This window comes from Desulfurella sp., assembly GCF_023256235.1.
Lineage (GTDB): Bacteria > Campylobacterota_A > Desulfurellia > Desulfurellales > Desulfurellaceae > Desulfurella.
Genome location: NZ_JAGDWY010000038.1, coordinates 5493 through 17624 on the forward strand (window position 1 = coordinate 5493; position 12132 = coordinate 17624).

Consider the following 12132-nt stretch of genomic DNA (forward strand, 5'->3'; position numbering starts at 1 on the left):
ATACGTTTTGTATCTCCAAAGACTGCAGCTTCTATCAATCTATCATGCGGATCTTTTAAAAAATAATAGTTTTCAGTTATGATTTTCCGTCTAAAATTGTCGAGCATATTGCCAGTTGACAAACATTTTGCATAATAAGCAAATCCGTAATAATAAATACCTTTACTTTTTAAGAAGTCTCTAAAATCATCATCTTTTAGCGCATCAATGCTTTTAATTTTAGCATAAAATATATATTTACCACTATCATTTATTGTATATTTTTTTGGTACATACAAAAAAACATTTTTAGAACTTTCGCTTCTTGCAATAACACTCAAAAATTTACTTTGTTCTTTAACTGCTATTATTTTAGCTTTGAATTCACTATCTTGTTCAAAGTTTTGCGGGGGAAATTCGTTTTCTCTAAAAGCAAAAACCAGAACAACCAAAAATGAAGCCAAAATAATCAGTTTAAACCTAAATATTGCAATTATAAAAACTATAAGGCTAAAAATCAGTAAATAACTTTTTGAAAGAAAAAAATAAACACTTAAGATCCCGCTTAAAACAAAAGCAAATGGATATTGCCAAACGATTTTGGAGATTTTTGATCTCATTGAATTAGAATACTTGCATACCCTACAGTTTGGTCCATCTGTCCATTAACATCAAAACTCGTTTTATGATCAATTAATTTAGCATTTTTAGCACCAAGCTCTTTGCTTGCTACAAGCGCTGCATAAGCAATATTGGCACCACACATTGAAATATCGTATTTTTCAATAGTATTTGCAAATTCATTTTCAGATAGAGAAAGAATTTTTTCTATTGCTAAATTATCTTTATAAATGGTTGTTTTTTGATCTTCATAATGATTAAAATCGCTGCTCACAATAATTAAAGCATCTTTTGACTTTAATGTATTCGCAAGTAAGTGTCCAAAATCTGCCAATATATTCCAATCAGCTATTCCAACAACAATAGGTACAATACAAAAATTATTTTTATTTGTAAATTGTATAAATGGTAACTGAACCTCAATACTATGCTCTTTTATATGAGCCAGGCTATCTTTTTTAACCAGATGACTGCTTGTTATTTCTTCAATTATTGACTCGCATGGCTTTATTTGTCCAAGCGGCGTTTCGTATATTCCATCAAATACAGATATATATTCTCCAAGTCCAGTGTGGTTTGGTCCTAGAACAACATATATGTCATATGGTTCGATAATACTGTATGCTTTTGCTGCTATATAACCACTATAAACATATCCAGCATGCGGTACAATTATAGCTTTTGGCTTATACAATGGTTTATAATCAATTACACTATTTAGATATTCTATAAGCTCAATCTTGTCTGATGGGTAAAAATAACCAGCTACAACAGGCTTTCTATTCATGTTTAAAGTTTTTAAGTTCCTGTCTTAATTTTTCTATATCCTCTTTTGTTGCTATCCCAATTTTAGAAAAAAATTCATTCAAAGATTCTGATATAACTTTATCAATATCTTCTTTCTTTTTTGATACTTCAGAACTAATATACTCGCTTACATTTTTTTCTTTTAATATACTTTTGCCATCTTCAATTGCTTTTGTTATTTTTTGGTTTATATTATATACCAAACCTACGCCCGCATAAAATAAATCCTTTAGCATAATACTATTCCTCCTTTTTATAAAGGGATTCATCGAAAACAAGTTCTTCACTTATTTTGTCAATGCTTAGGCCCGCTTGAGCATATTGTTCTTTTCCGCCACCTTTTGCCCCAAATTTTTTGCAAATCCTTTTAATAATTTCATTAGCTTTAAAATAATTTTTACATTCACCACTTACCATACATACAATATAAACCTTTTCTTCAAATTTTCCATACAAAACTACAACAATATCTTTTACACGATTTTTTACTGCATCACCATACTTTTTTAGCATTTCGATATTGCCTTCAACAAAATCAATATAAAAATTGCACACATCTATGTTTTTTATTTTTTCTTGGTTAAATTCAATCTTAAAGGTTTTTGATTTTTCTTTTGGTTGTTGTTTTAATTCTGTTATTTTTTTAGGAAGTTCATCAATATTTGTTGATAATTCCTTTAAAACAAAATTTAGTGCTTTTTCCAGTTTTAAAACATGGTCGTATGCAGACATACCAACTTTTGCTTCGATTCTTCTGACGCCTTTAGATAGTGCTTCTTCTGAAATAATTTTGAAAAATCCTATTTCTCCAGTATTTTTAACATGAGTACCACCACATAGTTCTCTGCTAACGTTGCCCATTTCAACAACACGCACAAATTCATCGTATTTTTCACTAAATAATGCTATAGCACCTGATTCAATTGCATCTTTAGTATTCATAATTGTAGTTTTAACAGGGTATGCTTCCTGTATCCAGCTATTCACTATAATTTCTATATCTTTAATTTCTTCTTCTGTAAGTTTAAAATTATGTGTAAAATCAAACCTAAGTCTTGTTGGCTCAACTAAAGAACCAGCTTGCTTAACATGATTTCCAAGCCTTCTAATAAGAGCAGAATCAAGTAAATGAACTGCACTATGGTGACGCGCTATATCTTTTCTTCTAGCAACGTTAATACTCAATGTATAGCTTTTGTCTTTTTCAAATTCGCCTTCTAAAATTTCAACTTTATGAATAAAATACTTATCTAAATGTTTAAAAACATCTGATACATAAGCTTTTGAAGTTTCAGAAAAAATAAATCCGCTATCTGCAACTTGACCCCCACTTGTTGCATAAAATGGCGTTTTATCAAAAACAAAATAAGCAATTTCTTTAGTATTAACAACGTTTTTATTGTTAAAATTCAAATCAAATATTGCTATTAAGTGTCCTTTGCATTCTAAATTATCGTACCCTACAAATTCTGTAGGCTTTAAGTCTCTAAGAGCTAAAGCCAAACTGTCTTTTAAATCTATATTCATACTAAAGCTTGACTTTGACTTTTGTCTTTGTGTTTCTAGGTGTCTATTAAAACCCTCAATATCGACAAAAATATTTTGTTCTTTTGCTATATCAAGTGTTAAATCGATTGGAAAACCATATGTATCGTATAATTTAAAAGCTTTTTGCCCATCCAAGATATTATTTGACCTATCAACAAGTTTATCAAATAAAGCAAGTCCTTCTTCAAGCGTATTTAAAAATTGCTCTTCTTCCAGTTTTATAGTATTTTTAACAAATATTTGATTTTGAACAATCTCAGGATAAATATCACCAAGAGATTCATTTACGCTATCAACAAGTTTAAACAAAAACGGTTCTCTTGCACCTAATTTTGTACCAAACCTCATAGCTCTTCTTATAATTTTTCTTAACACATAACCTCTGCCTTCTTTATCTGGCAATACTCCATCAGCTATTAAAAAATCCATAGCTCTTAGGTGGTCTGCTATTACTCTAAGGGCTACATCTATACTTTCATTATTTTTATATTCAACAGAAAAATAATCACATACACTATGTATAATCGGGATAAACAGATCTGTATCAAAATTACTGTAAACACCTTCTAATACTGCGCTTATTCTCTCAAGACCCATACCTGTATCAATACTTGGTTTTGGAAGTGGGGTAAGTTTACCATCTATTGACCTATCAAATTGCATAAAAACTAAATTCCATATCTCTAAAAATCTATCGCAATCACATTCTATAGAGCATTCAGGACGTCTACAACCTACATTTTCTCCTTGATCTATGTGTATTTCTGAACACGGTCCGCATGGTCCTGTATCACCCATTGACCAGAAGTTATCTTTTGCTCCCATTCTAACAATGCGAGACGCATCAACACCTTCTTGTTTGTGCCATATTTCAAAAGCTTCATCATCTTCTTTAAAAATTGTAATCCAAAGCTTTTCTTTGGGTAAACCATAAACATTTGTAACTAAATCCCATGCATAATGTATAGCTTCTTTTTTAAAATAGTCACCGAATGAAAAATTACCCAGCATCTCAAAAAATGTGTGATGCCTTGCAGTGTAGCCTACATTTTCCAAATCATTATGCTTGCCACCTGCCCTTACGCATTTCTGAGAACTACAGGCTCGTGTATAATTCCTCTTTTCGTTACCTAAAAATACATTTTTAAATTGCACCATACCTGCATTTGTAAAAAGCAAAGTAGGGTCATTTTGTGGTACCAGCGAAGAACTTTTCACACGAGTGTGAGAGTTTTTTTCAAAATACTCTAAAAATGTTTCTCTTACAATTTTCGAGTTCATAATTTATCCTCATATTTATAAATTAAATTTTTAATGTCATTACTATCAAAACCTCTATTTATTAAAAATGCATATATTTTTTGTTTTTTATTATCCTTTATTTTTTGAATCTTACTTAAAAAAATTTCTTCTAATTTGCTATTTGAAAATTCTAAATTATTTAAAATATCTTCACTTATACCCTTATTTTTTAACTGAAATAAAATCTTGTACTTACCATAACCTTCGTTTTGCTTTTTGTTTTTATAATCTATGGCATATTCCAAGTCATTTAAATAATTAAGTTCTTTTAATCTATTAATAATGGGTTCTGGATCAATGCCTTTTTGTTCAAGTTTTTCCTGCAGTTCTTTTGAAGTATATCGTTTTTTTGATATCAACTTAAATGCGTAGTCTAAACCTTCCACTAATAAATGCCTTTAAACTTCAAAGATAGGTCATTTGGATTGTTGGCAAATTCCAAAGCACTCTCAATGCTAATTAATCCTTTATTGTAGAGTTCCATTAAAGAAAAATCAAATGTACGCATTCCGTTAGTACCTAAAATTAATGCTTTAGATAAATCAGAGCTTTTTTGTGGATCTAATATAGCCTGTCTAACAAAATCTGTACCCAAAAGTATTTCTGTAGCAACAACTCTTGACTTTTCTTTTGATGTGCTTTTTATTAGCCTTTGAGAAATAACTGCTTCAATAACGTTTGATAATTGACTTCTAATTTGTTTTTGATCTTTATAATCAAATGTTGACACAATTCTATTTACAGTTTCTGCGGCATTTAAAGTATGAAGTGTAGACAAAACCAAATGTCCAGTTTCTGCAGCTTCAAGTGCAGTTTTAATAGTTTCACTATCTCGCATTTCTCCAACCATAATTACATCTGGGTCTTCTCTTAAAGCACCTCTTAGTCCCCATGCAAAATCAATACAGTCAAAACCTACCTGTCTTTGGATAACTATACTTTTTTTATCATTAAAAATATACTCAATTGGATCTTCTATTGTAATAATATTTTTTGCTTTTTGTTCATTTATTAAATCAATCATAGAAGCAAGCGTAGTGGACTTACCACTACCTGTTACACCAGTAATTAAAACCAAACCTCTAGGCTTTAGAGCAATCTCTCTTACAACATCGGGTAAACCTAATTCTTCAAGTGTAGGTATATTATATGGTAAAAACCTGAATACAGCAGCATAAGAACCACGTTGATAAAACACATTAACCCTGAATCTACCAACACCTTCCAAACCATATCCTATATCAATTTGTCTGTTTTTTATAAGTTTATCCATCTGATAACTTGTTAAATCAAGTGTATCTAAAATAGATTCGAAATCATTTGCAGAAATTATATCGAAACTACTTTCATGAATATCACCAGCTATTCTATATTTTGGTTTTGTACCTACCTTCAAATGAATATCAGATGCTTTATGCTCTATTGCATCCTTTAGAACTTCTTTAATCTGCAACATCTTCTTTTTTCTGCGTAAAACAATCTAATTTTGTTTTGATTTCGTCTATAAGATTATTTAGTAGGTCAGGATTTTCTTTTAAAAAATCCCTTGCATTGTCTCTGCCTTGACCTAAACGCTGATCTTTGTAGGCAAACCAGGATCCGCTTTTTTCTACAATTTCATGATTAACAGCTAAATCAAGTGCATCTCCAATGTAATCTATGCCTTTGCCGTATATGATATCAACTTCTGCTTCTTTGAATGGTGGTGCTACTTTGTTTTTAACTATTTTCACTTTAGTGCGATTGCCAACAATATCCTGGCCTTGTTTTATGTTATTTACTTTTCTAATATCAATTCTAACCGAAGCGTAAAATTTTAGCGCATTACCACCAGTTGTTGTTTCTGGATTACCAAACATAACGCCAATTTTACTTCTTATTTGATTTAAGAAAATTATGGCAGTATTAGTTTTGCTTATTGCACCTGTCAGCTTTCTTAATGCTTGACTCATCAGTCTAGCCTGCAAACCCATATGGGCATCACCCATATCTCCTTCAATTTCAGCTTGTGGCACAAGAGCCGCAACAGAATCAAGTACGATAATATCTACTGCATTGCTTCTAACTAGCGTATCAATGATCTCAAGTGCCTGTTCTCCAGAATCAGGCTGACTAATTAAAAGATTGTCAACATCTACGCCTAAATTTTTCGCGTACTCTACATCTAAAGCATGCTCTGCATCTACAAACGCAGCGATGCCACCTTCATTTTGAGCATTTGCAACACAGTGCAAAGCAAGTGTAGTTTTACCACTTGATTCCGGTCCATAAATTTCTGTTATCCTGCCTCTTGGTATACCACATACACCAATAGCATAGTCAATAGATAAAGATCCCGTAGGTATTACATCTATTTTAACTGCTTCGTGTTCACCAAGTTTCATTAATGAACCTTTGCCAAATCGCTTTTCTATACTTGATATGGCAACTTTTAACGACTCCAGTTTCTTTTCATCCATACAATCTCCCTTTTTTACATTTTACAATATTTACAAAATATTTTCAATTCAATGTTAAAAAAAATTAGCTTCTTCTAAGATTCAGTTCATCTGCAAAATCTGATTCTTTAAATTCAAATTCACCCCTTATGCCTTTTTTTCTTAATTCTTGATCGTAGGCTTTTAAATCTTTTCTCATAACTTTAGCACTTATTGTTTTTGGAAATGCGCTCATAAACTCAATTACCCTTGGCCTTTTATATGGTGCCATATGGTCTCTTATAAATCTAAAAATATCTAATGCCATTTCTTTTGAAGCTATATAATCGGGTTTCAAAACTATAAATGCTTTTGGCACAATTCTGTCTTTTTCATCTACAGTTGGTATTACGCCTACTTCTAAAACTGCATGGTGAACCATAATTTCACTTTCTACTTCAAATGGACTTATCCTGTAATCAAGGCTCTTGAATACATCATCTGCTCTGCCAACAAAATAAAAATAACCATCCTCATCTATAGAGGCTACATCACCGGTTAAATAATAACCACCTTTAAAAATTGCCGCATTCTTTTCTGGATCGCCTAAAGCCGTTAATAAACCAAGTGGTTTTACAGGATAAATTTTAACGGCAAGCTGACCGTCTTCTTTTGGTTTAACTGGATCAAGAAATTCATTTAATGCAAAAAGCTCATAGCCCGGTGCGGTTTTACCCATAGAACCTTCTTTTATAGGCTCTCCAATAAAATTTCCCACCATAGCAGTGCTTTCTGTTTGACCATAACCTTCCCTTAAATCAATATTTAATTTTTCTTTTACCTTTTTTGTTATTTCTGGGTTTAGTGGCTCTCCTGCGCTTACAAGTTGCTTTAGAGAAAATTTATATTGACTTAAATCTTCAATTAAAAACAATTTCCAAACACTCAGTGGCGCACAAAGTGTTGTTACTTTATATTTTTCTATTGCTGATAAAACTTTTTTTGCATTAAATTGCTTGTATCGATAAGTAAAAATTGTGCTTTGAGCATTCCATGGTGCATAAAAGCTACTCCATGCATGTTTTGCCCAACCTGGTGCGCTAATATTGTAATGAATATCGCCTTTTTTGCAACCAATCCAGTAAGTGGTTGTTAAGTGGCCAACCGGATAATGATGAGAATGCATAACAAGCTTTGGTTTTGCAGTTGTTCCGGAAGTAAAAAAAGAGTACATTTCATCTGTAGAGTATGTTATAAATGTAGGTACGTATTCATCTTTGTATTTATCAACTTCTTTGTAATTAAACCAAAGTGGTACTTTATCCGAATCTTCTTCCAAAACCGTATCCAATGGATCTCCAACATTTATTCGAGCGACCAAATCAAATAATGCTTCCTTTGCTTTCATTACTTTATCTACATATTCACTGTTAACGAATAAAAACTTTATATTTGCTGATTTAATTCTATCTGCTACATCTTCAGGGGGCAACATTGTAGCAGCTGGAATTATTACACCGCCTGCTTTCATCAAACCAAGTAAAATTTCATACAAATACACTGAGTTTTCCATCATAATCATAGCTCTATCGCCTTTTTGCAAACCTAAATCCTTAAAAAAATTTGCAGCTTGATTAGAACGTCTTCTCATCTCATCAAATGTAACTTTTTTTTCTAAACCATTTTCATCTGCACAAATTAGTGCCAGATCGTTATTATCTTTTGCAATATAATCAAAATAGTCTAATGCCCAATTGAATTTAACCAAATGTGGCCATTTAAACTCTTTTTTGCATGTATTGTAATCGGGTCCGCTTAAAACAAAGTCCCTAAGTTTTAAAAACTCTGATAACTCTTCTTTCATAAAAACCCCCTTTTTAATTAGCTTATATTTAATAGTAGTATATATAAAAAGTATAATATGTCAATAAAAAACTATTTTTTTAAGTAAGAGTAAACTTTAGCTAAAAGAGGATTAGAATACATCTGTAAACGTGTTTTAAACCAGCTCAAATCAGATTTCCAGATCCTGAACCTCTTTATCTCAAGTACATTAGATCCGATTATATTCGCTCCTACCTTGGTTGTAAACAAATATTTAAACCCAGCCTCTTTTGCTGCTTTTATACTAATTTCATCGTATGCACCCCATGGCCATGCAAAAGAGTATGTTTTTCTTTTAATCTCTGTTTCAAGTTCACCTTTTGTAAGTTTTAATTCTCTCAAAACCCTAATGTATCTTTGTTCGTCTGTTTCAAATATACCAATTGAACCTTTTTCTTGTCTATAATTTTCAACAATCTTGTCAAGTTCTGTTTTGTAGTTTTCTTTTTTAAAAAAATCCAGATAACCATTATCCAAAACATGCTTATGAAGCATATCGTTTAATTCTTTATCAGGAATAAATTCATTGTAAGCAAACTCAGGCTTTCTGTTAAAATCAAGTGTTCCATACCTTTTATCACCAGCTACATCCCCAAAATATGATAGTTTTTCTCTTGGTCTATTGTAGCCAACGATTTTATCGCTTGCATACACCTTTTGATGCATTTTAGAATGTGGCAAAACTTTTATTATTCCGCTTTTATCCATAAAACGCACTTCGCTCCAGCATAGCTTGCTTTCTACTTTGTGTTTAAAACCATCAATTATAGCATATTGCGCTTCACACTTTGGTAGTTTATCCATTTGGATTTTGCCAGCATAAACATCATCTAAATTAAAACCCAATGATTCTTCTTCTTCTACGTTCCATGTAACCAAAAAAAGCAAGGCTTTAAAACCATATTTTTTAAGTAAAGGATATGCCCACACCCAGGTATCTAAATACCCATCATCAAATGTTATAACAACAGCCTTTTGCCAATCTTTTTTGCCTTCAATCATATATTGAGCCAGTTCTTCATCGTCTATACTTACATAGCCTTCCTGTTTTAAATATTTCAAGTGTTCTTCAAATACTTCTGGGCTAATAGATAAAACATCATTATCATAATTTATATGATGATATAATAATACTGGTACACTAAACATTACTTTCCTCCAATAAACTTTTAACAGCTAAAAAAACCTCTTGTGGATGAATATCTTTCATGCATCTAAAATGACCTTCTTTGCAAACATTGCCCCCATGCAGGTGACACGGTCTGCAATAAAGCCGTTTTTCTATTATAACAGATTTTGTCCGTGGATAAAACCCGAATTCTTTCACAGTTGGACCAAAAATAGCAACAATTGGCACATTGCATGCACTTGCAATATGCATCAAACCTGAATCATTTGTAATGAAAACATCGCACTCGCCAATTTTTTCAACAAGCTCACCTAAAGACAAAACCCCAGTATAATTTTTTATATTATATGGGAGTTTATCGAAATCCTTTGATAAAATTTCTTCCTGTTTTGAGCCAAAAATAAAAAAAGTTTTTTTTGTAAAAGCAACATCTAAAAGTTCAATCAGTTCTATAAAATTTTGTTTTGGCCATATTTTGTTTTTCCACGCAGCAAAAGGCGCTATACCAATTATTAATTCCTTATTTTTTTGTTTTTTGCAAGTTAGTTTCGGGTAACCTTCTTTTTTGCCAATAAGGCTTAAATAATCTTCTATAATATCTTTTTGTTTTTTGTCTTTAATAAAATTAAATGGAAACCGCGATTTGTACAAGACTTTCAATCTATACAACCTGTGTTTTGGTGCCCTATATACTTTGCCTTTTAGTTTGTTTGATATCAAAAAACTTCTAAGATTAACCTGCAAATCATATATTGCATCAAATTTTATGTGCTTTAGGCAATTTATTTGTTTAAAATCCAGTACTTTATCAATAAAATCTACATTTTTAAATAAATCAATAAAAGCTTCTTTTGTTATATAAAATATTTTACCATCCGGGTATTTCTTTTTCAATTCTACAACAAAAGCTGTTGTTAAAACAATGTCCCCAAGCGAGCTTAAGCGAATAACACAAAAGTTCATTCCAAAAACTCTATAGCTGTTTTAAATACTTCCTGAGGACTGATACGCATCATACAATCAAAGTGGGATTTTTTACAAGAATTTCCTCCGTGTCTACCACAAGGTCTACAATCTAAATCTTTTATTTCAAAGATTGCTTTTTTTTCGCTTAAAGGATAAAAACCAAATTCTGGCAATGTTGGGCCATATATTTCAATCGTTGGGATATTAAAAGCAGATGCAATGTGTACAGGTGCCGAATCGTTTGAAATAAGCAAATTTGCTTTTGAGATTACAGCAAAAAGTTCTTTTAAAGTTGTTTGACCCATTAAATTAACAATATTTTTTTTATTATTTTTTATATATTCCCCTATATTAATATCTTTTTGAGTACCAACCAATACTATCAAATACCCGTTTTGTTCAAGCATAAAAGCCAGTTCCTTGTAATATTCTTTTGGCCAACGCTTTGTTGGCCAGGCTGAAACTGGGTTTATTACAACAATTTTTTTTGTGTGATCGATAGAATAAGCTTCTAAAACGCCATTTATAAGCTTTTCATCATCTTTTGAAAAAAACAAATTTATTTTTCTAACCAAATCTTTTTCCTCAAACTCTAATAACTTTAGCAAGGCGAGGTTTTTATCAATTTGATGCTGCATAGATTCCACACTGATTGTATTTGTATATAAAAAACTTAGAGAAACACTTGATGGTGCAATACGACATTTAGATGTAGTAAAGTAGCTAATAATTGCTGTTCTGGCACTTGGATGAGATGTAATTATGCAGTCAAAACCAATGCTTTTTAAAAGTTTAATTTTTTTTATCATGCTAAATATACTATTTTCTAAACCATGCTTATCATATAAAATAATCTCATCTATATTTGGATTAAGTGTGTAAACATCCTTATTTTGTGGAATCGTAAGAACAAATACTTCTGCATTTTTATATTTATTTTTTATTGAATCTGCAATAGGTACACTAAGTATCGCATCGCCCAAAAAAGCTGTTTGAATAACCAAAAACCGTTTCATTTTGTACAATTATCCCCTATTATACATGTTTGGTTTTCATTAAAAAATTTGTAATTAACATTTAATTCAGACTTAGAAAAGTATCTTTCAATATTTTCCTGACCTACTATAAACTTCTTTTGATCTTTTAAATTTACAAAAAGAACAGGTACCTGATTAATGCCAATATTGTTTAAAAAATTTTTATATTCATTCACATTGTATAAGTTTACATTAATATGTGATTTTTTTAAAAAAACAATTGTTTTTTCGCAATGCCGACAGGTTTCAGAGTAAAATAAATCGTATCCATAACTTAAAGGAGAAAGGTTTGGCATTACTAAATAACCAATAAAAAAAACACTTATGAAACTGGCAAACGCAAAAATCATTAAGTAGTGTTTTTGTATTAATCTTACAATTGCAATAATTAAAAAAATTAAGAAAATTGAAAAACAAAAATAACACACAACCTTCAAAGAAA

12 protein-coding genes are annotated in these 12132 nt (G+C 31.0%); all 12 read right to left on the bottom strand.

The features are described from left to right. A partial coding sequence (locus Q0C22_RS04000; RefSeq protein ID WP_291491450.1) for a hypothetical protein occupies positions 1 to 599 on the bottom strand: 599 nt, incomplete at its 3' end. Then, on the bottom strand, positions 596 to 1387 hold the full coding sequence (amrB, locus tag Q0C22_RS04005) for an AmmeMemoRadiSam system protein B (RefSeq protein ID WP_291491452.1): 792 nt from the start codon (positions 1385 to 1387) through the stop codon (positions 596 to 598). The genes Q0C22_RS04000 and amrB, both read right to left, overlap by 4 nt. Continuing rightward, positions 1380 to 1643, bottom strand: a complete 264-nt coding sequence (locus Q0C22_RS04010; RefSeq protein ID WP_291491454.1) for a phasin family protein — start codon at positions 1641 to 1643, stop codon at positions 1380 to 1382. Before Q0C22_RS04010 ends, amrB begins: the two co-directional genes overlap by 8 nt. A 4-nt stretch (positions 1644 to 1647) precedes the next feature. Then, a complete protein-coding gene (alaS, locus tag Q0C22_RS04015; protein WP_291491463.1) occupies positions 1648 to 4236 on the bottom strand; it encodes an alanine--tRNA ligase in 2589 nt (862 codons plus the stop codon). Then, positions 4233 to 4643 carry a regulatory protein RecX gene (locus Q0C22_RS04020; RefSeq protein WP_291491474.1) on the bottom strand — a complete coding sequence of 137 codons (411 nt, stop codon included), beginning with the start codon at positions 4641 to 4643 and terminating at the stop codon, positions 4233 to 4235. The genes alaS and Q0C22_RS04020 overlap by 4 nt, the downstream gene beginning before the upstream one ends. Further along, the gene (locus tag Q0C22_RS04025; RefSeq protein ID WP_291491486.1) at positions 4643 to 5713 is read right to left on the bottom strand and encodes a type IV pilus twitching motility protein PilT; all 1071 of its coding nucleotides are present in this window, start codon (positions 5711 to 5713) and stop codon (positions 4643 to 4645) included. Before Q0C22_RS04025 ends, Q0C22_RS04020 begins: the two co-directional genes overlap by 1 nt. After that, positions 5700 to 6716 (bottom strand): recombinase RecA, encoded by a 1017-nt coding sequence (recA, locus tag Q0C22_RS04030; RefSeq protein WP_291491507.1) that lies wholly within the window; start codon positions 6714 to 6716, stop codon positions 5700 to 5702. Before recA ends, Q0C22_RS04025 begins: the two co-directional genes overlap by 14 nt. Before the next feature lie 64 nt (positions 6717 to 6780). Then, the gene (locus Q0C22_RS04035; RefSeq protein WP_291491516.1) at positions 6781 to 8538 is read right to left on the bottom strand and encodes an acyl-CoA synthetase; all 1758 of its coding nucleotides are present in this window, start codon (positions 8536 to 8538) and stop codon (positions 6781 to 6783) included. A gap of 71 nt (positions 8539 to 8609) precedes the next feature. Further along, on the bottom strand, positions 8610 to 9707 hold the full coding sequence (locus tag Q0C22_RS04040; protein WP_291491524.1) for a polysaccharide deacetylase family protein: 1098 nt from the start codon (positions 9705 to 9707) through the stop codon (positions 8610 to 8612). Further along, positions 9700 to 10650, bottom strand: coding sequence for a glycosyltransferase family 9 protein (locus Q0C22_RS04045; protein WP_291491533.1), 951 nt, complete (start codon positions 10648 to 10650; stop codon positions 9700 to 9702). The genes Q0C22_RS04040 and Q0C22_RS04045 overlap by 8 nt, the downstream gene beginning before the upstream one ends. Next, positions 10647 to 11669 (bottom strand): lipopolysaccharide heptosyltransferase II, encoded by a 1023-nt coding sequence (gene waaF / locus Q0C22_RS04050; protein WP_291491539.1) that lies wholly within the window; start codon positions 11667 to 11669, stop codon positions 10647 to 10649. The genes Q0C22_RS04045 and waaF overlap by 4 nt, the downstream gene beginning before the upstream one ends. Further along, a partial coding sequence (locus Q0C22_RS04055) for a glutaredoxin domain-containing protein (RefSeq protein WP_291491547.1) occupies positions 11666 to 12132 on the bottom strand: 467 nt, incomplete at its 5' end. The genes waaF and Q0C22_RS04055, both read right to left, overlap by 4 nt.

Bases quoted from the DNA above. Each gene is read 5' to 3' on its own strand.
- amrB (WP_291491452.1), bottom strand. From the start codon at position 1,387: ATGAATAGAAAGCCTGTTGTAGCTGGTTATTTTTACCCATCAGACAAG.
- Q0C22_RS04010 (WP_291491454.1), bottom strand. From the start codon at position 1,643: ATGCTAAAGGATTTATTTTATGCGGGCGTAGGTTTGGTATATAATATA.
- alaS (WP_291491463.1), bottom strand. From the start codon at position 4,236: ATGAACTCGAAAATTGTAAGAGAAACATTTTTAGAGTATTTTGAAAAA.
- Q0C22_RS04025 (WP_291491486.1), bottom strand. From the start codon at position 5,713: ATGTTGCAGATTAAAGAAGTTCTAAAGGATGCAATAGAGCATAAAGCA.
- recA (WP_291491507.1), bottom strand. From the start codon at position 6,716: ATGGATGAAAAGAAACTGGAGTCGTTAAAAGTTGCCATATCAAGTATA.
- Q0C22_RS04035 (WP_291491516.1), bottom strand. From the start codon at position 8,538: ATGAAAGAAGAGTTATCAGAGTTTTTAAAACTTAGGGACTTTGTTTTA.
- Q0C22_RS04040 (WP_291491524.1), bottom strand. From the start codon at position 9,707: ATGTTTAGTGTACCAGTATTATTATATCATCATATAAATTATGATAAT.
- Q0C22_RS04045 (WP_291491533.1), bottom strand. From the start codon at position 10,650: ATGAACTTTTGTGTTATTCGCTTAAGCTCGCTTGGGGACATTGTTTTA.
- waaF (WP_291491539.1), bottom strand. From the start codon at position 11,669: ATGAAACGGTTTTTGGTTATTCAAACAGCTTTTTTGGGCGATGCGATA.